The sequence below is a fragment of the Haladaptatus paucihalophilus DX253 genome, assembly GCF_000376445.1.
Classification (GTDB): Archaea; Halobacteriota; Halobacteria; order Halobacteriales; family Haladaptataceae; genus Haladaptatus; species Haladaptatus paucihalophilus.
In genome coordinates, this window is the sequence record NZ_AQXI01000001.1 from 2,325,366 (window position 1) to 2,347,361 (window position 21,996).

The 21,996-nt window shown below is 60.4% G+C and carries 24 protein-coding genes and 2 tRNA genes; 13 read left to right on the top strand and 13 right to left on the bottom strand.

Annotated features, from left to right (window positions below):
• Positions 1-378: 378 nt before the first annotated feature.
• Positions 379-452 (bottom strand) — tRNA-Phe (locus B208_RS0112985).
• A 315-nt stretch (positions 453-767) separates the two neighbouring features.
• On the opposite strand from B208_RS0112985, the gene B208_RS0112995 reads away from it, so the two are divergent.
• The 4 genes from B208_RS0112995 to B208_RS0113010 all read left to right on the top strand — a co-directional run bounded on the left by B208_RS0112995 (position 768) and on the right by B208_RS0113010 (position 3,798).
• On the top strand, positions 768-1,196 hold the full coding sequence (locus B208_RS0112995) for a hypothetical protein (protein ID WP_007979807.1): 429 nt from the start codon (positions 768-770) through the stop codon (positions 1,194-1,196).
• A 1-nt stretch (position 1,197) separates the two neighbouring features.
• Positions 1,198-2,154, top strand: a complete 957-nt coding sequence (locus tag B208_RS0113000) for an alpha/beta fold hydrolase (protein ID WP_007979805.1) — start codon at positions 1,198-1,200, stop codon at positions 2,152-2,154.
• A gap of 108 nt (positions 2,155-2,262) precedes the next feature.
• Entirely contained in the window at positions 2,263-2,400 is a 138-nt protein-coding gene (locus B208_RS23890) for a hypothetical protein (RefSeq protein ID WP_154652461.1), read from the top strand.
• Positions 2,401-2,673: 273 nt separating this feature from the next.
• On the top strand, positions 2,674-3,798 hold the full coding sequence (locus tag B208_RS0113010; RefSeq protein WP_007979800.1) for a hypothetical protein: 1,125 nt from the start codon (positions 2,674-2,676) through the stop codon (positions 3,796-3,798).
• A gap of 431 nt (positions 3,799-4,229) precedes the next feature.
• On the opposite strand, the gene B208_RS23895 is transcribed toward B208_RS0113010, so the two are convergent.
• From B208_RS23895 to B208_RS0113020, 3 genes are all read right to left on the bottom strand, one after another.
• A complete protein-coding gene (locus tag B208_RS23895) occupies positions 4,230-4,970 on the bottom strand; it encodes a hypothetical protein (protein WP_139025505.1) in 741 nt (246 codons plus the stop codon).
• A gap of 2 nt (positions 4,971-4,972) precedes the next feature.
• The gene (locus B208_RS23900) at positions 4,973-5,596 is read right to left on the bottom strand and encodes a hypothetical protein (protein WP_007979798.1); all 624 of its coding nucleotides are present in this window, start codon (positions 5,594-5,596) and stop codon (positions 4,973-4,975) included.
• A 1,147-nt stretch (positions 5,597-6,743) separates the two neighbouring features.
• A tRNA-Val gene (locus tag B208_RS0113020) sits at positions 6,744-6,817 on the bottom strand.
• 85 nt (positions 6,818-6,902) lie between these two features.
• On the opposite strand from B208_RS0113020, the gene B208_RS0113025 reads away from it, so the two are divergent.
• Both B208_RS0113025 and B208_RS0113030 read left to right on the top strand, forming a co-directional pair.
• Positions 6,903-7,172, top strand: a complete 270-nt coding sequence (locus B208_RS0113025) for a DUF7538 family protein (RefSeq protein ID WP_007979796.1) — start codon at positions 6,903-6,905, stop codon at positions 7,170-7,172.
• A 276-nt stretch (positions 7,173-7,448) separates the two neighbouring features.
• A complete protein-coding gene (locus B208_RS0113030; RefSeq protein WP_007979794.1) occupies positions 7,449-9,404 on the top strand; it encodes an ABC transporter ATP-binding protein in 1,956 nt (651 codons plus the stop codon).
• Positions 9,405-9,467: 63 nt separating this feature from the next.
• Here B208_RS0113030 and B208_RS0113035 read toward each other — a convergent pair whose 3' ends face one another.
• The 4 genes from B208_RS0113035 to B208_RS0113050 all read right to left on the bottom strand — a co-directional run bounded on the left by B208_RS0113035 (position 9,468) and on the right by B208_RS0113050 (position 13,016).
• Positions 9,468-10,058: a hypothetical protein gene (locus B208_RS0113035; RefSeq protein WP_007979792.1), complete on the bottom strand. Its 591-nt coding sequence runs from the start codon at positions 10,056-10,058 to the stop codon at positions 9,468-9,470.
• 109 nt (positions 10,059-10,167) lie between these two features.
• Entirely contained in the window at positions 10,168-11,013 is an 846-nt protein-coding gene (otsB, locus tag B208_RS0113040) for a trehalose-phosphatase (RefSeq protein ID WP_007979791.1), read from the bottom strand.
• Positions 11,010-12,512, bottom strand: a complete 1,503-nt coding sequence (locus tag B208_RS0113045) for an alpha,alpha-trehalose-phosphate synthase (UDP-forming) (protein ID WP_007979789.1) — start codon at positions 12,510-12,512, stop codon at positions 11,010-11,012. The genes otsB and B208_RS0113045 overlap by 4 nt, the downstream gene beginning before the upstream one ends.
• Before the next feature lie 189 nt (positions 12,513-12,701).
• Positions 12,702-13,016, bottom strand: a complete 315-nt coding sequence (locus B208_RS0113050; protein WP_007979786.1) for a DUF5789 family protein — start codon at positions 13,014-13,016, stop codon at positions 12,702-12,704.
• Positions 13,017-13,097: 81 nt separating this feature from the next.
• Here B208_RS0113050 and B208_RS0113055 point away from each other — a divergent pair, with 81 nt between their 5' ends.
• Positions 13,098-13,835, top strand: coding sequence for a creatininase family protein (locus B208_RS0113055; RefSeq protein WP_007979784.1), 738 nt, complete (start codon positions 13,098-13,100; stop codon positions 13,833-13,835).
• A gap of 15 nt (positions 13,836-13,850) precedes the next feature.
• Here B208_RS0113055 and B208_RS0113060 read toward each other — a convergent pair whose 3' ends face one another.
• Complete coding sequence (locus B208_RS0113060) at positions 13,851-14,333, bottom strand: DUF5790 family protein (RefSeq protein ID WP_007979783.1); 483 nt, start codon at positions 14,331-14,333, stop codon at positions 13,851-13,853.
• 292 nt (positions 14,334-14,625) lie between these two features.
• Positions 14,626-14,967, bottom strand: coding sequence for a dihydroneopterin aldolase family protein (locus B208_RS0113065; protein WP_007979781.1), 342 nt, complete (start codon positions 14,965-14,967; stop codon positions 14,626-14,628).
• Between the two features lie 85 nt (positions 14,968-15,052).
• Here B208_RS0113065 and B208_RS0113070 point away from each other — a divergent pair, with 85 nt between their 5' ends.
• The 6 genes from B208_RS0113070 (at position 15,053) to B208_RS0113095 (ending at position 18,274) form a co-directional block, all read left to right on the top strand.
• Positions 15,053-15,661: a translation initiation factor IF-2 subunit beta gene (locus B208_RS0113070; RefSeq protein ID WP_007979779.1), complete on the top strand. Its 609-nt coding sequence runs from the start codon at positions 15,053-15,055 to the stop codon at positions 15,659-15,661.
• 49 nt (positions 15,662-15,710) lie between these two features.
• A complete protein-coding gene (locus B208_RS0113075) occupies positions 15,711-15,929 on the top strand; it encodes a hypothetical protein (protein WP_007979777.1) in 219 nt (72 codons plus the stop codon).
• A 62-nt stretch (positions 15,930-15,991) separates the two neighbouring features.
• Positions 15,992-16,738 (top strand): NAD-dependent glucose-6-phosphate dehydrogenase Azf, encoded by a 747-nt coding sequence (gene azf, locus B208_RS0113080; protein ID WP_007979775.1) that lies wholly within the window; start codon positions 15,992-15,994, stop codon positions 16,736-16,738.
• 49 nt (positions 16,739-16,787) lie between these two features.
• Entirely contained in the window at positions 16,788-17,336 is a 549-nt protein-coding gene (locus tag B208_RS0113085) for an NUDIX hydrolase (protein ID WP_007979773.1), read from the top strand.
• Entirely contained in the window at positions 17,336-17,854 is a 519-nt protein-coding gene (locus B208_RS0113090) for an NUDIX hydrolase (RefSeq protein ID WP_007979771.1), read from the top strand. Before B208_RS0113085 ends, B208_RS0113090 begins: the two co-directional genes overlap by 1 nt.
• 72 nt (positions 17,855-17,926) lie before the next feature.
• Positions 17,927-18,274 carry a rhodanese-like domain-containing protein gene (locus B208_RS0113095; RefSeq protein WP_007979769.1) on the top strand — a complete coding sequence of 116 codons (348 nt, stop codon included), beginning with the start codon at positions 17,927-17,929 and terminating at the stop codon, positions 18,272-18,274.
• A 99-nt stretch (positions 18,275-18,373) separates the two neighbouring features.
• Here B208_RS0113095 and yciH read toward each other — a convergent pair whose 3' ends face one another.
• From yciH to B208_RS0113110, 3 genes are all read right to left on the bottom strand, one after another.
• Positions 18,374-18,667, bottom strand: coding sequence for a stress response translation initiation inhibitor YciH (gene yciH / locus B208_RS0113100; RefSeq protein WP_007979767.1), 294 nt, complete (start codon positions 18,665-18,667; stop codon positions 18,374-18,376).
• A 65-nt stretch (positions 18,668-18,732) separates the two neighbouring features.
• Positions 18,733-20,973, bottom strand: coding sequence for a transglutaminase TgpA family protein (locus B208_RS0113105; protein WP_007979765.1), 2,241 nt, complete (start codon positions 20,971-20,973; stop codon positions 18,733-18,735).
• Positions 20,970-21,995: a DUF58 domain-containing protein gene (locus B208_RS0113110; RefSeq protein ID WP_007979763.1), complete on the bottom strand. Its 1,026-nt coding sequence runs from the start codon at positions 21,993-21,995 to the stop codon at positions 20,970-20,972. The genes B208_RS0113105 and B208_RS0113110 overlap by 4 nt, the downstream gene beginning before the upstream one ends.
• Position 21,996: the final 1 nt, after the last annotated feature.

Here is a 21,996-nt window from a genome sequence, read left to right on the forward strand (position 1 = left end):
GTTACGGTTGGAAAGATATCCCTTCGTGGCTGTGATTGGATGATGCCGTTTCTGTTGCTCACGTTGTTCGCAGGAAAATGCCGCCTCCCGGATTGTGAACTACGCCTGGACGGTCGCCTCGCTATCGCTTGGCGCTACGTCCGGTCTACTTCAAATCCGTTCGGGACCACTCTGGATTTCAACGCGACTCGCTCCGCTCGTCGGTTTGAAATCGCAGAAGTGCCGCCTCCCGGATTTGAACCGAAGCAAGACATTCCGGCTCACTCGCTACGCTCGTTCGCGGGCTGTGTCTTGCAGGGTTCAAAAATCTGCTCGGGTGCAGTTTTACGACCGACGGCTCACTCGCTCCGCTCGTTCACATTGTCGGTCGTAGAAACATGCCGCCTCCCGGATTTGAACCGGGGACAGCTCGATCTTCAGTCGAGTGCTCTCCCAGTCTGAGCTAAGGCGGCTCATTCTGGAAAAGGCGGATGGTACAAAAAAGGATTTCGAAATCCACCGGAGGGGAGGCGGGCGGAGGGAAAACTCCTAACGCACCCACGCACGGGTAACAGAAGCCATTTATCCGTTGTCGTGGTACGTTCTCGCATGGGTGAACGTGCTTGCTATCTGGAGTTTTGCCCCGCGTGCGACGCATCGGTGACGATGGTCGATGAGCAGTGTCCCGACTGCGGGAGATCGCTGTCTGATTCCGCGTCTCACGCACCGGATTGATTATGTGATTTTTTATCACGCTGGGTCTTGTCCCCCTGTCTTGGGGGGAGAGCATGAACGACACAGACCTCGCCACGCACGAGTGGTGGGAACGATACAAGGAAACGGTGAATAGCGACCCCGAGATGGGCGTTCGGGGCCACGACAAGTTCAACGACAACTTCTACGTTGAGATCGGCGACGAGCGATTCCTCGTCGAGATGCAGGGCGGGAAGGTTCGAGACATCATGCCGAATCCGACCTTGAACGACCGCTGGTCGTTCGGCGTCGAAGGCTCCCGCGAGGCGTGGGAGGAGTTCGTCCAGGAGAACCCGCCCGCGTTCAATCACGAAATCGTCGCCTCGCACTATCGCAGCGCGGTGAGAAACGAGGACGGCCACCTCCAGATGCGGGGAGACAACAAGAAGATATTCCAGAACTTGCGCGCGTTTCAGCGAACCCTCGATTTGATGCGCGTCGCACACAACAACGGGGGGAGCTAACATGGCCGAGCACGGGACCGTCGAGCCGATCACGGGCAAGTACGTCCACACGGAGATCGGCGGTACGGACCACCGGATTTACTTCGAGGAAAACGGACCGGAAGACGGGATTCCGCTCCTCTGTCAGCACACCGCGGGCAACAACTGTCAGGAGTGGCGCCACCTCCTCACCGACGAGGAGATAACCGAGGACTTCCGCGTCATCGCCCACGACCTGCCGTATCACGGGAAGTCGGTTCCCCCGACCAGCCAATCGTGGTGGGAGGAAGATTACACGATGACGGCGAAGCAGTTCACCGAGACGCTGGTCGCGCTCGCGGACGCGCTCGACCTCGACGACCCTATCTACATGGGGTCGTCGATGGGCGGCAACATCGCGCTCGAACTGGCCGATTGGTATCCCGACCGGTTCCGAGCGCTCATCGGACTGGAGTGTGGTGCGCACAGTCCGGGCTTTTACATCGACTGGCTCGACCATCCGCAGGTCAACACCACCGAGGTGAACGCCTACTCCTGCTGGGGATTGATGGCTCCACAGAGCCCGGAGCAGACGCGACGAGAGACGATGTACCTGTACGAACAGGGTGCGAACGGCGTGTTCAAGGGCGACCTCTATTACTACTCGGTTGACCACGACTACCGGGACAAACTCGACCAAGTGAACGCCGACGAGTGCCCGTTGTACATCGTCAACGGCGAGTACGATTACCTCACGACGCCGGACGATGGACGGGAAACGGCAAAAGGGGTCGGCGACGGAGCGACTGCCGTCGAGATGGCCCAAATCGGCCACTTCCCGATGAGCGAGCACCCGGAACTGTTCAACGCGTACCTGAAAGAGATACTCGCGGACATTACCGGGGACCGAGACGAGACGCTCCCGGACGTTCTGACGCCCGACGACGTGGGAATCGAACTCCAACCACCCGCACCCGCTCGGGAAAAACCCGCGGAATAGTGTCGTCTCATTTTTCAGTCTGGTCGCCGTCAGGAACGGAGTAAGCGGTGAATACCGCGACCGGGAGAAAGCTTATTGCTACACGGTACCGCAGTTCGAGATACCCAAATGGTGCAAGAGAACACCGATAGATGGGATGATTGCTTGGAACGCGAAATCGACGGCGGGGTCGAACTGTACGACCCTGAAAACGAAGACGCGTGGATTTGGTCCGATCTCGGCGTAGAACTCTCGTGGGAAGCGTAACTTCGGCGGTCTATCGAGCTGCACCCGAGTAACGAGCGATTTCCGGCTGGTGAACACGCGAGTGCTCCCCTCGCGTTGCGACCGTTCCCCCCCCCTCGACCGCTCTTGGAATGGCTAATTGGTGGCAAATCCAGATACATATTTTACTTGACCATATCGTCGGATAACAAGAGAAAATATTTATTCTACCAATTGGTGTGAATATGCAAACAGGTTCGAACGGGAAGACGGACCCTCCACCGTCACCGTTCAGATTCCTTCCCCGCTAGTACAATGCACGTCTCATCCTTCGAACGCGAAACGCTCAAATCACCCGCCTTCATCGTCCCCGGTTTCATCCTGTTGGGCATCCTCGAAACGCTGAATCGGTATTTTCGAATTCTATCCGGCAGACGGCAGGCGCACATCGACGTCCGGTGCTGTTGGCGACCCTTCGCCGAGGCCGTCCTCGCCGGGAAGCCGATGTACGTCCGTCCGGCGGTGGACAACAAACCGCCCCTGTTCGAACTGCTGAACGTCGCCGTCGCGGCGACCGGCCAGTATCTGCTGGTCTTCTTCGTGCTCATCGGCATCGTGAACGCGTTTTCCGCCATCCTCCTCTGGCGAATCTGTGCCGAGCGCAACGCCTCCCGCGTCGGACTGATGGCCGGACTACTGTTCCTGACGAGCGTTCCGGCCACCGGGGGTACCGTAGTCAACGTTCGCTCGTTCGCCATCGCGGGTATCCTCCTCGCGCTCTGGGTCAAACATCCCCTCGCACGCGGTGCAGTCATCGCGGCGGCTGGTCTGTTCTCCCAGCACGCGGTGTTCGCCGTTCCCGTTCTCGCCTACGACGGTCTTCGCTACCTCGAACGCGATGATTGGACGGCGTGGCTCACGAAATTCGTCGCCGGTGGGCTCGTCGTCGTCGCCGTCTCCTTCGCGTTCGTGTACGCCGTATGGGGGTCGGCGTCCTTCCACGGCGCGCTCTACTGGTCGTTCGGTGCCGCGAAGAAGTACACGACCAACCCGGCCGTTCCGTCGCTCATCGGCGACACGAGCCGGTGGCTCGCCGCTCTCTACCGTGAAACCATCAAACACCTCTTCCTCCTCGTTCCGGCCGCTGTCGTCGTCCACCAACTCGTCACCGAACGCGGTTCGAAACGCGTCCTTCGTTCGACGAACGCTCCCGTCGTCACGGCGACCCTCCTCGCGTTCGCGATGACGATTCCCCTGTTCGTCCGCGCCTATCGCGCGTACTGGCTGTACCCGCTTCCCTTCCTCGCTCTGTTAGCGAGTATCGGCTATCAGCAGTTCTTCACGATCGGCCGGGACGGGTTCTCGTCGTCGGAGGAACGTCGGCGCACTGGTCGTGAGCGACCTCCTGCTCGCGGTCAGCACGACGATTCCCCGCGATAGAAGCGTTCGCCGTCGAAGGTGTCGCACTGCTCTTTGGTGGATTGCATCGCGCAGAATTATGGGTTCGGGCGGATTCGAACTACGTGCAAGACATTCCTGCTCACTCGCGTTGCTCGCTCCGCGGGCTGTGACTTGCTTCGTTCGAACCGCCGAACGTTTCCTTTCGTGGCCTCGGTGGTTCGCTTCGCTCACCACGAAATGCCACGAAAATCCAATGGGTTGGACTAATCCAGATTCCTCGGACGGCTCAGCCATCAGTTCTCCAGCGTTGCAAGCCCTCAAACGAGGGTTTGGGATTCGGGTTCTGTCGCCCTCGATAGGACTCAACTATTGGATCAGACCTCGACCCCCTTGACCCGTTGACTGCGAAAGAAATGTCTCTACTTTGTAAATAATTCTGATGATATGATGTAAAAAGATATGGGGATCAGTTACACTAGTGAGATCCACTCATACCACGGACCCGGATCTGCAGTCTCATAGATCCGTGTACCCGCGATATCGTATGTGTACGACAACGTTCCCGTGCTCTCGACACCGATATCTCCACTTTGATATTCGTTGCCATTTGGCGCATAATCTTTGCTTGGGTCAAGGTTGGTGGCAACGACATCGACACGAACGCCCCTTGCAGTGTCTTGGGAGTCCGACCAACCAGAGTTGGTAGTTAAATGTGAGCGATCCCACGTGATCTTACCATATGGCTCATTGTCTTGTTTTACTGTTGAAGTCGGACCAATATCTAGAACGTATCCCTGCTCTGATGTCACTGAGAATGGACCAATCGCTGCACTTGGTTGGATGACCAAGCCATGGGAAACCCACTCGTCATTATCGGGGTGTGGGTATTCGAGATAGGCCGGTTCGCTAATAGACTTGCCGTCCGGGGCCGTTGTCGGTAAGACATTGATCGAATGTGTAAACTCACACTGATAGATGTAGTCGCCGTATTCATATGGATTCGAAGGTTTGTCGGAAAACCAGATCTGCTGAACCCATTTATTTCTGCCTTGTGATGGGAGTTGATAATACCGTGTCTCACCGATCTCTCGGTCATATCCGCTCGTACCATACGCAATCTCACAGGTCGTCGTATAGCTTTGCCCTCCCTGGGAGCTAGTATTGCGTAGGGGAACGGTTCCTGTCGTAATCGGATGTATATCTTTACTCATCGTTATTTGTTGAGTTTATTGGCAGCTGGGTGGTACTCCGTACGCTCGCCATATTCGACCTGCTGTCGCAGTTTCAGCGAGTGTTTGATTGACTTACGTGCCTTTGCTTTCGTCGTGAATTCTTCGACCGGCTCGAGCGCATAGCCAAGACCGTGCCGTTCATCTGGATACTTGAATACACCAGTGAGGTTTTGTGCATCGTGAATCTCAATACTCAGCGGTACTATCTTGTTGCTATCAGACCCAACCGCTTTCGAGGTGGGAACTTGTTTTCCGAAGTTCTTCGACCGGTCTTCGTAAATGGTGGAGCTTGGAACAGTTGTGGAAGAGAATCGATTGACCGGGTTTAGCTTTGCAAGTGGGACCGTTACTTTTTGCTCTTTTGTATTGATGATACCTGTTCGATTATTCAGCTGAAACCGACCTGAGATTTCATCGCCAGATTTGTTGATAATTGCGGATGCTGGCTCGTATATCTCTCTAGTAACGGGATCGTAGGTGAAACCCACATACTGAGAGCCCTTCTTTGCACTGGTGATCCCGGTACCTGCTACGATACCAAACCCACTCGCACCGATTGTCTTGAGGACGGTACGCCTATTTTTATGGCTATCTTTTAACGCCATGCAAACTATTCAAGAAATAATAAAAATTAAAATTTTTATAATTTTAATATATAAATATATATTTGAGAATAGATTGCAGCTCAAATAAATTCGGTAGATTTTATATCTCGTTCACTCGTAGTGAAGTATGAAATGCGCTGTACTCGCCGGTTTTTTGGAATCACCGCACTCACTGGAATCTCATCCCTTGCAGGATGTTCGGATTTCCCTTCATTACAGAAATCGAACCCAGTTCAAGCCGGAGGGGTTATTGTAGAAAACAATCACTCTTTTCCTCACGTGGTTGCTATTCGGGTTACGAGAGCACCGGCTAATGAACCGATTGCAGGAACCTTCTCACACACATCATTCACGATCCAATCGCACAAGCGAAAGGCCGTTCACGAATTTCTACGTTGGGAAGGTACCTACATAGTTGAATGTCGTTTGTTATCGGGTGCATCAAAAACTTCGATGAAAATAACACTTCAAAAGAGAGATGGAAAAATACGGGGGGAAAATATTTCCTTTAAAATAGGTAGTGGGGGGCAGTTGACATCGAGCAAAGTAATGGCTCTGGAATAAATTCTCAACTTAAGTAAATTATATCCTCGATTGTGGCGTCTGATTACTACTAACACTGTCGGTGCGTCGAACGTTTCGATTTGTCCACTTTTTGGAAACCCTGACGGAGCAAAAGCCGTTTCCCGTGATGTTGGGAGTACGACTGAAGACAAATAATACAACCCCATTTTTCTTCTATTTGACTAAACTACTACTCGTAATTCAGTTGTGTCATCAATCGTGAATTGATCAATAAAATTGACGCTGCAGGTCACGCAATCGGCGATTGATTACCTCCTATCGAACCGTCGGCTCGCAGTGAAGGCAAGACAGGAGCGACCCGAGGAGACTGAATGGTTGAACTCAGAAGTGGTTGAAACTAGTCTCCGACCCCAAAAGCAGAAAATAACGGATAGAAGCCCTGTAGGGCACAAATCCGTTGGCTCAAAATCGTGCAGAATGTGGATGGGTTCGGGCGGATTCGAACGACGCCCGGACATGCTCACTACGTTGCGCGTGCCCGGTCTACTTCCAATCGCCCTCACGAGAATTTTCCGCGATGCGGTGACTCGCTTCGCTCGTCACGTTGCATCGCGCAGAATTATGGGTTCGGGCGGATTCGAACCACCGACCTCGGCCTTGTAAGGGCCGCGTCATAACCAACTAGACCACGAACCCGTACCGTGGAAAAATCGCTCCGGAGGAATAACTGTTACTTTCTCGGTTTCGTAACGACTACCACGCTCGCTAGCAATCCGCAAGTATGGACGACACGCTCTCCGAACTCGGCGAACAGGATGGCTGGAAGGTGGACGGGTTCGCCGCCCGCGTCCACTACCGCGGCGCTGACGACTACTACAGCATCGAGTACTATCACCCCAGCCAATGCGTGCTTTACTGGAAAGTGAAGGGGGACGGCGACGTGGCGGTTCCGGTCGGCCGCGGGACGGTGCCCGGCCCGCTCCGGGAACGCGTGCGTATGGATTTGACTGAAGCCGGTATCGACCCCGACGTCGAAAGTCGTAGCCTGTAACCGCCGCTACGTCTCCGTTTTCGAGTGACCACGTATCTCGTTTCTAGAAACAATGTATCTTTCCCGCAGTTGTTCCTTCTCTCCCTGTGATCGGACGGAGAACGAACCCTGGTGTATCCGTCCCTCCGCGATAGCGACCATCGCTTCGGATATCCTCCCTGCCCGAACGCTTATGCGTGACTTGGCCGTTCCTGCGTTGGTGCAACATCGACTGAAGTGACGGTGTTTCGGTTCGTAGGAAACTCTTATCAATACGGTGTCCCTTGAGAGAGAATAATGAGCATACACACGGACGAAGACGACCCGTTCGAGGAACAGCGGGAGAACGCCGACAATCCGATGCGGCGTCTGTTCGTCGAATACGGGGGCGAAAATCGCTTCGCCTTCGTCGTCGGGGTCGTCTCCAGTCTCTTTGCCCGTATTCTCAACCTCTTACCGCCGATAATTCTCGGCGTCGCCCTCGATTCTCTCATCAACACGAACAAGAAAATACCCTACTCGGAGGCGCTCTCCGGGCAGGTTCCGTTCCTGTCCGCGAGCATGGCCCAGGGAATTACACCGGGCACCGAAATCGGTCAGTTCTGGTTCTCGGTCGTCGTCATCGCGCTCGCGTTCGGCGTGGGGGCGATGTTCCACTGGGGGCGTAACTGGGGCTGGAACTCGTTCGCCCAGAACATCCAGCACTCGATTCGCACCGACACGTACGACAAGATGCAGCGACTGGACATGGAGTTCTTCTCGGACAAGCAGACCGGTGAGATGATGTCCATCCTCTCGAACGACGTGAACCGCTTGGAGCGGTTCCTCAACGACGGGATGAACTCCGCCTTCCGACTCGGCGTGATGGTCGTCGCCATCGCGGCCATCCTCTTCACCATCAACTGGCAACTCGCGCTTGTGGCGATGGTGCCGGTGCCGCTCATCGCGGCGTTCACCTACAAGTTCATCCAGATAATTCAACCCAAGTACTCCGACGTCCGCTCGTCGGTCGGCAAGGTCAACTCCCGACTGGAGAACAACCTCGGCGGCATTCAGGTCATCAAGACGAGCAACACGGAGTCCTTCGAGTCCGACCGCGTGGACGACGTGTCGAACGACTACTTCGGCGCGAACTGGGACGCCATCGTCACCCGGATAAAGTTCTTCCCGTCGCTCCAGATTCTCTCCGGGCTGGGCTTCGCACTGACGTTCATCGTCGGCGGCCTCTGGGTGTTCAACGGCGAAGGACCGTGGTTCTTTTCGGGGAACTTGGAAGCCGGTGAGTTCGTCACGTTCATGCTCCTCACCCAGCGGTTCATCTGGCCCATGGCGCAGTTCGGGTCCATCATCAACATGTACCAGCGCGCGTACGCCTCCAGTGCCCGCATCTTCGGGCTGATGGACGAACCGAGTCGGATTCAGGAGGACCCCGACGCGAAGGACCTCGACGTCACCGAGGGAGAGGTCGTCTACGACCACGTGACCTTCGGCTACGACGAGAGCGAAACCATCGTGGAGGACATCACCTTCGAAGTCGAGGGCGGCGACACGCTGGCGCTCGTCGGCCCGACCGGGGCCGGAAAATCCACCGTCCTCAAACTCCTGCTCCGCATGTACGACGTAAACGAAGGTGCCATCCGCATCGACGGCACCGACATCCGCGACGTGAGTTTGCCGAGCATCCGCCGGAACATCGGGTACGTCAGCCAGAACACCTTCCTCTTCTACGGGACGGTCAAGGAGAACATCGAGTACGGAACGTTCGACGCGACCGACGCGGAGATAGAGGCGGCCGCCAAGGCCGCCGAAGCGCACGAGTTCATCACCAATCTGCCCGACGGCTACGACACCAAAGTCGGCGAGCGCGGCGTGAAGCTTTCGGGCGGTCAGCGCCAGCGGATTTCCATCGCCCGCGCCATTCTGAAGGACCCGGAAATCCTCATCCTCGACGAGGCGACCAGCGACGTGGACACGGAGACGGAGATGCTCATCCAGCGCAGCCTCGACAAACTCACCGAGAACCGGACGACGTTCGCCATCGCCCACCGCCTCTCGACCATCAAGGACGCGGACAAAATCGTCGTCCTCGAAGGCGGCAAAATCGTGGAACGCGGTCGCCACGACCAACTCATCGGCAACGACGGCCTGTATGCGCATCTCTGGGGCGTTCAGGCCGGAGAAATCGACGAGCTTCCACAGGAGTTCATCGACCGCGCCGCCCGGAGAACGGCGCGAACGGACGCCAACGACTGACCGCGGTTACGCACCGCTGACGGTCACTGACGGCGGCGATTTGGTCCGACTCGAAGGCGGTTATCACCGCCCGCGGTGGTACCGTCGTCCGCCTTTTTCGACCTGCAAATCCCGTTGTCGGGAAAGCGCCGCGTTCGCCTGTCGTTCGTATCGTCGAACCACCTCCTCGCGCTGTCGCTGTCGGCTTTTCGCCCGCTGTCGTTGCTGCTTCCAATTCGGGTCGCGGCGACCGCCGTACTTCGGTATCTCGCCTGTCTCCGATTTACGGACCGGTTCCTCCGACGATTCAGTGGCGACTTCCTCCTCGCTCTCTCGCGGCGCGCGTCCTTCCCGTTCGCGCTGTTCGCGTGCATTCTGTTCGTTTTCCTCCGCCCCGCGTTTCGGAACCCTGCTTCCGTACCGTCCGCCGTACGAGGATGATTTCGCCGGTCGTTCGTACTCGCCCTCCGGTTGTCGTTTTCCCTCGTACCGCGCCGGACCCGCCGGTGGATGCGGTCGCTCTTCCTCCCGCCGTCGTTTCACTTCTCGTCGTCCTTCTACCTCTCGTCGTCCTTCCTCGCCGCGCTCCTCGTCGTAGTCCGATATCTCCTCCGTCGTCTCGTCCGTGATTCGCTCCTCTTCCGTTTCCCGTCCGGTGTTCTCGTCTGATACCATTGTCTCTCTGGCCCGAAATACTCGCAAATAGCGAATAAACCGGCGTGACTGTTCAGACGGTTTGTCGGAGTTCCGTCGGCTGTTTCGAAACGGGTAACGGAGGGTTTCCTTAGCTCTGTGGCGATGTCCTGTTCATCGCGGGTTCGGATTGCAGAAACTTGACTCCGTACTCGGCCAACCACGAGAGCGTTTTTTGCACCGCGGCGGGGTCGGCGACGCGATAGCTCGCCATCGTCGGCGGTTCGTGTCCCACTTTGACCCCGAGTCCCATGTCGGGAAGGACGTGAAACGCGTCCTCGTCGGTTCGGTCGTCGCCGACGTACAGCGGAAGCCACGTTTCGTCGTCCGGGACGCGCCGCTCGTAGAGCCACCGAATCGCCCGTCCCTTGTGCCAATCGACGTCCGGGCGCAGTTCGATGACCTGCTTTCCGGTCGTGACGCGCACGTCCTCTACGTCCGCGACGACATCGCGGACCGCCTCCCGAACCTCCGGAACGCGGTCGTCGTCGGTGAGTCGGTAGTGAATCGACGCGGTGACGCCCTTGTCCTCGACGAAGGCTCCGTCTATCGCGGCGAGTTTCGAATCGAGAGTTGCGGAGAGGCGTCCGATTTCGTCCGTCGCGTCTTCCGCGACCGGGTGGGTATGTCGTTCGTCGCTCGTTCCGATTTCCAACCCGTGGTTTCCGGCGTAGGCGATGCCGTCCACATCGACTCGTTCTTGGAGGTCGTCCAATCCCCGTCCGCTGACGATGCCAACCTGGACGTCCGGCGAATCGCGGAGGTCTTCGATGACGGTCCGGGTCGCCGGTGGCAGCCGAACGTCGTCGGGGTGGTCTTCTATCGGTGCGAGCGACCCGTCGAAATCGAACATCGACAACATCCCGTCCGTGTCCCGCAATCGCCGTACCAACGCGTAGAGGTGGTGGTGGAGCGGGTCGGGTACGTCTTCACTCATCGTCTCTGTGGTGATTTCGCGGCCACTTCACGGCCTCGTCGAATCGCTTCGATGGTTCGGAACTGGGCGTTCATCCATGCGTACACATCGTTCGAATGCACTTGTTTTCTGAGGTCGTGCATCCGTCGTTTTCGCTCCGACTTGGGGAGCGAGAGCGCGCGTTCGATGGCTTCCACGAACTCGTTCGTGTGATGGGGGTGTACGGTCACCGCCTCGTCGCCGAGTTCCTCGTTCGCGCCCGTCAGCTCGCTCAAAAGAAGCACGCCCGGTTCGTCCACTTGCGAGGCGACGAACTCCTTCGCCACGAGATTCATCCCGTCGCGCCGTGGACTGACGATACCGAGGTCCGCCTCGCGGTACAGCGCCGCCAACCCTTCCTTCGGGAGATGCTCGTTCAGATAGACGACCGGCACCCAGTCGTCGGTCCCGAACCGGTCGTTGATTCGCTCGATTTCCGATTCGACCTCCGCTTGTAACTCCCCGTACGCGTCTATCTGGCTCCTGCTCTCGCTCGCCTTTTGGACGTACGTGAACTCGCCGCGCCACTCCGGGTGTCGCTCCCAGAACCGCTCCAGCGCGGTGAGTCGCTCGGGAATTCCCTTGGTGTAATCGAGTCGTTCGACCCCCACCGCGACCGTCTCGCCGAGGTCGTGCTCCCGTCGGAACGACTCCCAGAACGCCGTCGTCTCCGTCGAGTCGGCGAGTTCCTGTCGATTGTCGGCGTCGATGCCGAGCGGGAACGGTCGAACGAACGTCCGCCCGCCCTCGTAGACCACGCTTCGCGTCGCTCTATCGACTCGCGTCCCCGAGAGCATCGCGGCACAGTCGAGGAAGTTCTGGCAGTATCGCTCCGTGTGGAATCCGACGAGATCGTTCGCCAGCAATCCGTCGAGCAGTTGCTCGTAGTGCGGGCACGCCTGAAACGCGTCCCACGACGGCCACGTGATGTGCCAGAATTGCATGCAGAACGCGTCCGGTCGTTCCTCGCGCACCATCCGGGGAGCCAGCCCGAGATGGTAATCCTGAAACCAGACCACCGACTCCTCGGTCGTCTCGTCGGCGATGGCGTCCGCGAAGGCGCGGTTCGCCCGCTGATAATGCTCCCAAAACGCGGTGTCGGCGTTCATCTTCGCCGGGTCGATGTGGCAGATCGGCCAGAGCACCTGATTGCTGTAGCCGTAGTAGTATCCCTCAACTTGCTCGTCCGTGAGTTCGACGCGCCGAATGTCGTAGGCTGGCGACTCGGGTGGTACGCCAACGCGCCCGTCCTCGTCGGCCACGTCGAAATCGGCGTCGCCGCTCCCCCACGCCACCCACGTCCCACCGGCGGACTGCATCACGGGGTCGAGCGCCGACGTGAGCCCCCCCGCCGGACGGCTGACGGAAATCTCGCCGTTCTCACGTTCGTGGCTGTACGGTTGGCGATTCGATGCGACTATCAGTTCCCGGTCCCCGAGGAGCGAGGAGACGGTTTCGGCCGTCGGTCCATCCCCTGTCATGATTTCGCTTCTGACCCCCGGTCGAGACTTGCACGTCTGTATTCGTTCATCAGTTATCGGTGGGTCGTGACTGCGACGAATAAGGCAGTCGTCCGTTCAACTGGTTTCGCCGTGAAAAACGATGGTAACGACCACTTACAGCGCTCGTAGGCTACAACTAGTCGCGGTAATCCTCTCGTTACGATTCCGTCAGAACGACTCCGTATCCGGGTCTTCGTCGGCCGCGGACTGTTCGACGCCGCCGCGGTCGGAGTAGCGTTGGCGACCGACCGCATCACTGTCAACCATTGTCATGATTGATTGTCGAACTTCCTCCGCCGAATCGAAGGTATCGTTCATCGGTCCGAGCACTTCTTCGAACGTTTCCGATCCCTTCGGATAGTCGATTTCGTACTCGCCGTACTCCGAGACGAGTTCGTCCACGTCCGCGGGATAGTCGTGTTCCTCCAGTTTGCCGCTCAGTTCCCCCAATTCCACACCTTGCTCTCGCTCGCGGTCGGACATGGACGGAACGACAGCACTGAGTTAGTAAGTCCTTCCGGCCGACCCCGCGATTACAAGGGGATTGCCGAACACGAAACCCGTATGCACCTCTCCGATGCGACGTGGACCGACGCCGACGACGTGGACACGGACCTCGCGCTCCTCCCCGTCGGAAGCACCGAACAGCACGGCCCGCACGCACCGCTCGGCACCGACTGGTTGAACGCCGAAGCCGTCGCGGACGCGGGCGCGGCGGCGTACGACGGCGAGGTCGTCGTCGCCCCGCCGATTTCCGTCGGCGTGAGCGAGGAGCACCGCCAGTTCACCGGCACGCTGTGGGTCTCGGAGGACACCTTCCGCCGGTACGTCCGCGAGACGGTCGCCAGTCTCGCCCATCACGGCTGGAATCGCGTCGTCATCGTCAACGGTCACGGCGGCAACGTGGCCGCGCTCCGGGAGGTCGCGGGGACGATAACCCGCCACGACGAGGCCTACGCCGTTCCGTTCACGTGGTTCGAAGCGGTCGGCGACCACCGGAGCGACATGGGCCACGCCGGGCCGCTCGAAACCGCCTTCCTCCGTCACACTCGCCCCGACCTCGTGCGCGAGGACGAAATCGAAGCGGCCCGCGAGGGCGCGAGCGACGGCTGGGGGGAGTGGGTGTCCTACACCAACCTCGCCTACGACAGCGCGGAGTTCACGGAAAACGGCGTCGTCGGCGACCCGACCGACGGTGACGAGGAGCGCGGCGAAGAACTGCTCGAACTGGCGACGCAATCGCTGGTGAAACTGCTCTCGGCGGTCGAATCGCGGGACGTGTCCCGTCCCGACCGCGAGTAGGTCGATTCGTCCCCCTTACTCTTCCTCTTCTTCCTCCGCTTCCGCCTCTTCCGCTTCCACCTCGTCGTCAGCCGCCGATTCCTCGGCTTCATCGTCGTCGCTTTCGTCGTCGGCTTCCAACTCCTCCAGCGACCCCTTCAGGCTCGGAATCGTGCTCGCCAGTTCGCCGACCTGCTCGCGGGCGTCCTCGACGTCCGAGATGGCGGCGTCGATGGTCTCGATTTCGTCCTTCAGGTCGTCGGCGTCCTCGAACGCGTCGGCCCGCTGGCCCATCGCGTACCACTTCTTGGCGTCGTGGAGGTGGTCCTCCGCGTCGCCGACGTCGAGCGCCGAGCGGAGCGCGTTGAGCGCTCCAAGCGTGTTCTCGGCGTCGGTCTCCCAGACGGCTTCCACGGGTGGCAGTTCCTCGCGGGCGGCCGCGAGGTGTTCTTCGACGTCTTCCCGCATTTCGTTCGCCGCTTCACCGAACAGTTCGTCATCGAACGAAGATTGACTCATGTCGCGTGATTGGACGGGATTACATTTAAAAGATAACCCGAAACCGGAAGTGAAAGACCAGACCTCCACCTTTTGCTGCGCGGAAATCGCGGCGATGCCGCGATTCCGCTGGCAAAATCTGGACCAAAACCTCGGTGCTCCCTCGACTCACGGCTCACTCGCGTTCGCCGTTCGTTTCCGTCCGCGCCGAGTCCGCTCGCTCCTCCGTCGCTCGCGGTGGGGGTTCTAGTTCCCGGCGCAAAGTCGGACGGCCTATCGCTCACGTCCGTTCGCTGGTCGAACTCGATGTTCCTCACTCCTTCCGAACCGACTCGATTTTCATCAGCGGGTAGCCGTCTTCCATTTCCATTTTGGTGACGACTTCGGTTCCCTCGTGGTCGATGACGATTTCGACTTCCATGTATCGCCCCGTCAACTCGGTATACCCGTGCTCTATCTCGTCTTCGAGTTTGTCGGTCAGGATGTCCACTTCGACCGATTCACAGGAGGGCTGGTTTTCGATGCTCTCCTCGATTGCGCGTTCGAGGCTGTCTGCGCTCTCGGGGGAGACGGGAGTGCCCGCGAACTGGTGATACAGCGCGCCGAACTTGATTCCGGCTTCGAAACAGGCGGCGTCTCGCGTCGTCGGTTCCATGCCGGAAACGAAGCGTCGGGGGGTTAAAGTTCGTGATGACATGGAACACGGAGAACCTTTACGTGTTCACCTCTCAACGAACGGTATGGATTACAATTCAGCCCTCGACAGAGGCATGGACGCCGTTCCAGACCTCGAAACGAGCGACGAGCGGTTCAGCTATCCCGACCCGGCCGTCCAGAAGGACGGGTCGTTCACACGACTGACCAACTTGGACGACATCGCCGACGCCCTGTCACGAGACGGCGAACACGTTCACAGCGCGCTCCAGCGCGAACTCGGTACCAGCGGGAAGTACGAGGAAGGACAGGCACGATACAGCGGATCGTTCACCGAGTCCGACTTCAACACCGCACTGGACGAGTACGTAGAGGAGTTCGTCATCTGTTCGGAGTGTGGTCTGCCGGACACGCGACTCGTGCGCGAGAACCGCAACCTCATGCTCCGCTGTGACGCCTGTGGTGCGTTCCGACCGGTCACGAAGCGAAGCACGACGAGCCGAACCCAACAGCGCGATGCCGTCGAAGAGGGGCGGACCTACGAGGTCAAAATCACCGGCACCGGACGAAAGGGCGACGGCGTTGCGGAACGCGGCAAGTACACGATTTTCGTCCCCGGCGCACAGAAGGGCGACGAAGTGCAGGTGTACATCGAGAGCGTCCGCGGCAACCTCGCGTTCGCGCGGCTCGCCTGAGCGGGGTTCCTGCGAAAGCTTCTTTTGCCTCTCGTTCCGATGAACGGGCATGTTCGAATCGCTCCTCGAACTCGGCATGTTCGCACTGTACATCGCCGGGTCGGGGTTGTTGACGGTTCTCGGAGCAGTGACCGAATATCAAGGTATCCAGAACGCGCTCTCCGGCGATAACACGATGGCGCTGTGGTTCGTTTGGATGGGTACTGTGGCCCTCATCGCGGGCCTCATGCTCGCCCGCGATAAGGTTCTGCACCGCGTAACGGCGTAACTGTCGTCGTCTCGCCGGAAAATCGCATGGTTCTTATCGGGGTTGTACCTCTAGCCGATTGAATGGACGATCCCGTTCTGCTCACGGGTTCCGAGGGCCGCGTCGGGTCGGCGATTCTCGGCGACCTCGAATCGAAATACGAGTGGCGATTGCTCGACAGAGAACCACCAGCGGCGGATCCGTCCCACGAATTCTTCGTCGCGGACATCACCGACTACGACGCCGTGTACGAAGCCGTGGACGGTGTCGGTGCGGTCATCCACCTCGCGGGCGACCCCCGGCCGGAAGCGCCGTGGAACAGCGTACTGGGTAACAACATCGACGGCACCCACACCGTCATGCAGGCCGCGGTCGATGCGGGCGTCGAGAAGTTCGTCTTCGCTTCGTCGAACCACGCGGTCGGTGCCTACGAGACGGAAGAGCGGAAACCTGACCTCTACCGGACGCACGACGAGTTCCGACTGGACGGCACCGAACTCCCCCGTCCGGGTAACCTGTACGGCGTCAGCAAGGCGGCGGGCGAGACGCTCGGCCGATACTACCACGACGAGTTCGACCTCAGCGTCGCCTGCGTCCGCATCGGCAACCTGACCGAGGGTCACCCGCCGATAGATTACGAACGCGGACAGGCGATGTGGCTGTCCTACCGCGATTGTGCCCACCTGTTCGACTGCTGTCTGACCGCCGACTACGGCTACGAAATCGTCTACGGAATCTCGGACAACGACCGAAAGTACTACTCCATCGAACGGGCACGCGAGGTTCTCGGGTACGACCCGCAGGACAACTCGGCCCACCACGACGACTGATTTTGCGGTATCACGTCGATTTTAACCACACGCCACCTCAGTCACGACCATGACCGACGACTGGCGCGACCACGACTGGCCGGTGCTCGAATCGGAGTCCGAGTACGAAACCGGCTGGTACACCGGCGGCTACGACCTCGTGGAACAACCCGACGGGACGACGAAGAAGTACTACTGGGCGGACCTCCCGCCCGCCGTGGTCGTCCTCGCCGTCGAGGACGGACGGGTCGTCTTCGTGGAGCAGTACCGCCCGGCCATTCGGAAGACCTGCTTGGAGTGTCCCGCCGGAATCGTCGAGGACGGCGAATCGTACACGACCGCCGCCGGGCGCGAACTCCGCGAGGAGACGGGCTTCGAGGCGGACGGCCTCTCGCTACTCGAAACGTTCTGGGTCGCCACGGGCGTCCTCCGACACGAGCGCGGTATCGTCTTCGCGGAGGGACTGACGCCGGTCGAGCGGAACCTCGACGACAACGAGTTCCTCTCGGTGCGGACGGTTCCCGTCGAGGACGCCCTCGACGCCGCGCGCGAGGACCCGGCCAACGACGCGACCATCGAGGCGCTCCTCCTCGCAAACGCGGAGGGCCTGCTCGACTGATGGAGTGGAAACTCCACGCGAGACGCGGCCTGTCGCTGCTCGGCCACGCGGTCGGCTACGACACCCTCGAACGGCCTGACGGAAACCGAGTCCGAAGGGGCTGGTTCGACCCGCCGGACGCCGTGGCGGTCGTGGCCCGAACCGGTGACGAACTCGTCCTCATCGAGGAGTACCGCCCGCGACTCGGCGAACGAGTGCTCTCCTGTCCGGCGGGTCGAATGGACCCCGGCGAGTCCTACGAGAGCGCCGCGAAACGCGAACTGTACGAGGAGACGGGTTATCGCGCGAAACACGTCGAACTCCTCGAAACGTACTATCCGGCGGCGGGCATGCGAAAACAGCGGGCGGTCGTCTTCGCGTCCGACCTCTCGCCCGGCGACCAGCACCTCGAAGCCGACGAGTTCATCGACGTTCGGACGGTTCCCGTCGGGGAGGCGATCGACGCGGTTCGCGCCGGGCCGACCTGCGGGTGGGGATTGCCCCCGCTCCTGCTCGCGCGCGAGGAAGGGTTGATTTAGCGTTCGTGGGACGCCCGATTCCGTGTTCCCCGACCGGGTGGCTTATTCCGGCGGCCCCCATAACCCCGGTCGATGGACGCGGAAATCTCCACCGACGACGTTCACGAACTGGTCGAGTCCGACGCGGACGTTCGAATCGTCGACATCCGACCGGAGCCACAGTTCGACAGCGGTCACATCCCCGGAAGCGAGAACATCCCGTTTCACACGCTCCCCTCTCGGATCGGCGAACTGGACGGTGCCGAACACGTCGTCACGGTCTGTCCGCTCGGCAAATCGAGCGTCCAAGCCGCCCGACTCATCGGGTCGTACGAGGGCGTCCCGGAGGACACTCGGGTCGAGAGCATGGCGGGTGGCCTCAGCGAGTGGGAGTACGAACTCGAATCGTCGGCCGACGCCGAACGCGACGCTCCGTTCTGAGGTTCAGTTTCGCCCGTTCGACCGAGACGGGACTCCTCTCGGCAGTTCGAGACCGGTGAAAAATGATTGTGTAGCTGTCTCCGACCGACGGATGGTTTGTCAGGCGACGTTAAACCCGCGGTCGCGGAGGAAATCCTCGACGCGTCCGGTATGGTTTCCTTGAAGTTCTATCTGACCCTGCTCGACCGTGCCACCGCAGGCGAACTTCGACTTCAAGTCCGAAGAGAGACTATCGACGTCCACGTCTTTCGGGTCAAATCCTTCGATTATCGTTACCTCTTTTCCATAACGGCGCTCGTCGATGCGGATGGTGATCTGCTGGGATTCTTTTGCGACGTCTTCGCAGACGCAAAGCTCCTGAGGCAGCCCGCACGTCGAGCAGACTTCCGACATTACGCATGGGGCTACGAAACCAACCTATTAAACATTGTCGGGTGTGTTGCCATATCGAACGGTCGTCACCCGCTCGTCCCGCCGCCGTCCGACCCGCGAACGATGTCGTTTACGAGCGACACCGCCTCGTCCGCGTTGTCGCGGGTCACTTCGCCCGCGTATCGCGCCTTTTCGTACAACGAACCGACACGTTCGGCTCGCTCGTCCACGCCGACGTGCGAGAGCGACGCGATGTACTCGCGCGGCGTCTCGCCGGGACGGCGCTCGCGGTGTTTCCGCGACAGGTAGTACTCCAGTCTGTCGAAGGCGCGTTCGACGTCGGCGTCCGGTTCGTCGCGCGGTTGCCAGCGCATCCACATGGTTCGGTACGCCCGATTTACCAGACCGGTCCGCCTCGCCGTGAGCAACAGTCCGAGCACCAGCAGGCCCCCGTAGAGCACTTGCGACGTCGACGGCAGTTCGATGGGAATTCCGCCACCGGCCGTCGCGTTCGTCGTGGTAGTCGTCGTTCGCGCCGGGCTGTTCGTACCGACGATTCCGTCACCGGGCCTCTGACGGTCGGGCAACTCCCCGCCCGTCGAACCGTTCGACGTGTTGTTCGTCCCGTCGCCGGTGGTCGTGGTGGTGGTCGTGGTGGTGGTCGTGGTGGTCGTCGTCGGCTCCGGGGTCCACGTTCCGTTCTCGCTCCCCGACGCGTCGATGCCCGGTTTCTCGTTTTCGCGGGCGTTTTCCACTATCGACTGTTCCGCGTCCACGCGTTCGTCGGTCGGCGTCGGGTCGAACCGGACCCATCCCGTGTCGGGGAAGTACACTTCGACCCACGCGTGCGAGTCGAGGCCGCGGACGACCCACGTATCCTCGTCGGTCCGCTGTCCCGGCGTGTATCCCGTCACGAACCGCGCCGGAATCCCTTGCGTGCGGAGCATGACGACCATTGACGTCGCGTAGTAGACGCAGTATCCCTCGTTCATCTCGAAGACGAAGGAGTCGGCGATGTTCCCGTCCGGTCGGTCGACGTCGAGCGAGTACTCCTTGTTCGTCTCCAACCACTGCTCGATGGCGACCGCCTCGTCGTAGGGCGTCTTCGCGTCCGCGGTGATTTCGCCCGCCCGCTCTTTCAACCGCTGTGACGTGCTCCCCGGAACGTGCGTGTACCGTTGTCGAACGTCGCTCGGGTAGTCGGTTCCGGCCGTTCGCAACTCGCTCGGGTTCTTCGTCGGCACGCGACTGACGACGCTGTAGGACTGGTTCTTCGTCAGCGGTCGTTTCGGCGAGAGGCTTCCCGCGCTACTGATTCGCGTGTCCGACCGCTGATTGCCGAGGACTCGAATCGGCTTCCACGCCGCGGGCATCGCGTCCGCCCGCGTCGCTTTGACGGTGAACGTCTGTCGAATCTCGTAGGAGTCTCCGGGCGGCGACGACTGCTGTTCGTAGGCGCGACTGCCGCCGGTTCGTATCCAGTCGTTCCCCGTATAGCGGTCGTACGACGCGACCTTCCAATACCCCTCGTGGCTCGCCGTGACGGTGTACTGCACCTTCGGCGACAGTTCGATGCTGCCTTGCACCGAGAGGCGCGGGTTGTTGCTGATGAGTCCGCCGTTACCGCCCGACCCGCCGCCGCTGTTCGATAGTATCGGACTCGCACGGCCGCCGGGGACGACGCTCGCCGTCGCGGAGAGGAGGACCATCGCGACCAGCGCGACGACCAACACGTCTATCTGGCCGACGGTGGCACCGTACCGAACCATCGTCCCGAAGGCGATAATTCCGAGCGCGCCGAGCATCCCCGCGAGCGTCACGAACGACCCGGCGTCGCCCGTGAGGACGAAAAAGCCGAGCGCCGCTCCGCCGCTCGCCGCCGCGAGCATGTACCGACGGCGGCAGACGAGATACCACGGCACGAAGACGGTCGCCGGTGCGACGCCCAACGCCCACGTGCCGACTTTCCGCATCTCCAGAATCGATAACCCGGTCAACAGCGCGATGTTGTCCGCGGCAATCTGACCCGTCTGTGAAAACACGTTCACGCCGCCGGGTATCGTCGCGTAGTAGGCGAACATCCCGCCGACGAACAACACCGCTCCGACCGCGAACGCGACCCAGACCGGCAGTTTCCGCGCCAACAGGGTCGCACCGACGAACGCACCCGCGACCAACAGGAGCAGGTCCCCCTTGTCGCCCGCGATGTTCGCGATATCGTAGAGGATGCTCAGGTACGACCCGATGAGCACCGCCGTCGAGACCATCGCCAGCCCTCGGTACGGAATCGTCACTCGGCCGAACTGGAACCCCCGCGCCGTGCTCATCGCGTCTCACCCCCGTCCGCGCGGGCCGTGTGTGGCGCGGTCGTCCGCGCGCCGCCCGACGCGAACTCGTCGAACGACATCGTGTCGCCGCCCCATTGAATTTCCGCGTGCTCCCGGTCGGTCGGTCCGCGAACGAGGACGTCCGCTCGCGCGCGCTCGCGTTCGTGAACCCGTCCGCTCTCCATGTGCGCGAGCAGAGTGAGAATCTTCGTCCGCTGTTCGGTCGCGCCGTCGGGCGCGACGCGGCCTTCGGGCGTCGTCACCCCGACCGCGACGCCGCCGTCGAGTAGGGCGGACGCGATACTGGCGGTCGCGTCAGCCACGGTATCGACGCGCCCCGCGTTCGCCTCGGCCACGATTTCTATCCGTTCGCTCTCCGCCTGCGCCTCGAACTGGCGGACGAGCATCTCGCCCACCGGTCGTTTCGCGCTCGATTTCCAGTGGACGTCACGGAGCGGGTCGCCGGTCTGATACTCCCGGAGCTGTTCGAACTCGCGCCGGGCCGCGTTCACGTGGGCGTCTTGGAGTGCGCGAACGGTGGCGTCCCCATCGACCGGTCGTATCCGCGGGAAGACGAGGATGGTCTCCCGAACCTGATGGGTGAACGTCCGCTTGAACAGTCCGAAGACGTCCTTCCCGACGATGCGAACCGGTCCGATCGACTGTTCGCCGCGCTTTGCGAGTCGAACGTCGAACTCGACGGTCGTCTCGCCGATGCTGCTCTTCACGGGGCCGCCGTCGTATTCGAGTCCGTCATCGAGTTCCAATTCGACCGTCCCGGCGAAGGGGTCGGGCGCGGAGAAATCGAGCGTTATCGTCACTTCGTCCTCCCGTGAGCCGACGCTCGGTACCGAGACGTCGAGTTGGGGGTGGCTCGTCCGTTTCAGTTGGATGTAGCCGACGAGTAGCGCCACCAAAATCGGTCCGACGACGGCGTTCAGCGACCGCGCGCCGAACGACCACGCCAACGCGAACCCGGCGATTCCGACCGCGACGAACGCACCGCCACGTCGCGTCAGCATC

Bases quoted from the DNA above. Each gene is read 5' to 3' on its own strand.
- B208_RS0112995 (WP_007979807.1), top strand. From the start codon at position 768: ATGAACGACACAGACCTCGCCACGCACGAGTGGTGGGAACGATACAAG.
- B208_RS0113000 (WP_007979805.1), top strand. From the start codon at position 1,198: ATGGCCGAGCACGGGACCGTCGAGCCGATCACGGGCAAGTACGTCCAC.
- B208_RS23890 (WP_154652461.1), top strand. From the start codon at position 2,263: ATGGTGCAAGAGAACACCGATAGATGGGATGATTGCTTGGAACGCGAA.
- B208_RS0113010 (WP_007979800.1), top strand. From the start codon at position 2,674: ATGCACGTCTCATCCTTCGAACGCGAAACGCTCAAATCACCCGCCTTC.
- B208_RS23895 (WP_139025505.1), bottom strand. From the start codon at position 4,970: ATGAGTAAAGATATACATCCGATTACGACAGGAACCGTTCCCCTACGC.
- B208_RS23900 (WP_007979798.1), bottom strand. From the start codon at position 5,596: ATGGCGTTAAAAGATAGCCATAAAAATAGGCGTACCGTCCTCAAGACA.
- B208_RS0113025 (WP_007979796.1), top strand. From the start codon at position 6,903: ATGGACGACACGCTCTCCGAACTCGGCGAACAGGATGGCTGGAAGGTG.
- B208_RS0113030 (WP_007979794.1), top strand. From the start codon at position 7,449: ATGAGCATACACACGGACGAAGACGACCCGTTCGAGGAACAGCGGGAG.
- B208_RS0113035 (WP_007979792.1), bottom strand. From the start codon at position 10,058: ATGGTATCAGACGAGAACACCGGACGGGAAACGGAAGAGGAGCGAATC.
- otsB (WP_007979791.1), bottom strand. From the start codon at position 11,013: ATGAGTGAAGACGTACCCGACCCGCTCCACCACCACCTCTACGCGTTG.
- B208_RS0113045 (WP_007979789.1), bottom strand. From the start codon at position 12,512: ATGACAGGGGATGGACCGACGGCCGAAACCGTCTCCTCGCTCCTCGGG.
- B208_RS0113050 (WP_007979786.1), bottom strand. From the start codon at position 13,016: ATGTCCGACCGCGAGCGAGAGCAAGGTGTGGAATTGGGGGAACTGAGC.
- B208_RS0113055 (WP_007979784.1), top strand. From the start codon at position 13,098: ATGCACCTCTCCGATGCGACGTGGACCGACGCCGACGACGTGGACACG.
- B208_RS0113060 (WP_007979783.1), bottom strand. From the start codon at position 14,333: ATGAGTCAATCTTCGTTCGATGACGAACTGTTCGGTGAAGCGGCGAAC.
- B208_RS0113065 (WP_007979781.1), bottom strand. From the start codon at position 14,967: ATGGAACCGACGACGCGAGACGCCGCCTGTTTCGAAGCCGGAATCAAG.
- B208_RS0113070 (WP_007979779.1), top strand. From the start codon at position 15,053: ATGGATTACAATTCAGCCCTCGACAGAGGCATGGACGCCGTTCCAGAC.
- B208_RS0113075 (WP_007979777.1), top strand. From the start codon at position 15,711: ATGTTCGAATCGCTCCTCGAACTCGGCATGTTCGCACTGTACATCGCC.
- azf (WP_007979775.1), top strand. From the start codon at position 15,992: ATGGACGATCCCGTTCTGCTCACGGGTTCCGAGGGCCGCGTCGGGTCG.
- B208_RS0113085 (WP_007979773.1), top strand. From the start codon at position 16,788: ATGACCGACGACTGGCGCGACCACGACTGGCCGGTGCTCGAATCGGAG.
- B208_RS0113090 (WP_007979771.1), top strand. From the start codon at position 17,336: ATGGAGTGGAAACTCCACGCGAGACGCGGCCTGTCGCTGCTCGGCCAC.
- B208_RS0113095 (WP_007979769.1), top strand. From the start codon at position 17,927: ATGGACGCGGAAATCTCCACCGACGACGTTCACGAACTGGTCGAGTCC.
- yciH (WP_007979767.1), bottom strand. From the start codon at position 18,667: ATGTCGGAAGTCTGCTCGACGTGCGGGCTGCCTCAGGAGCTTTGCGTC.
- B208_RS0113105 (WP_007979765.1), bottom strand. From the start codon at position 20,973: ATGAGCACGGCGCGGGGGTTCCAGTTCGGCCGAGTGACGATTCCGTAC.
- B208_RS0113110 (WP_007979763.1), bottom strand. From the start codon at position 21,995: ATGCTGACGCGACGTGGCGGTGCGTTCGTCGCGGTCGGAATCGCCGGG.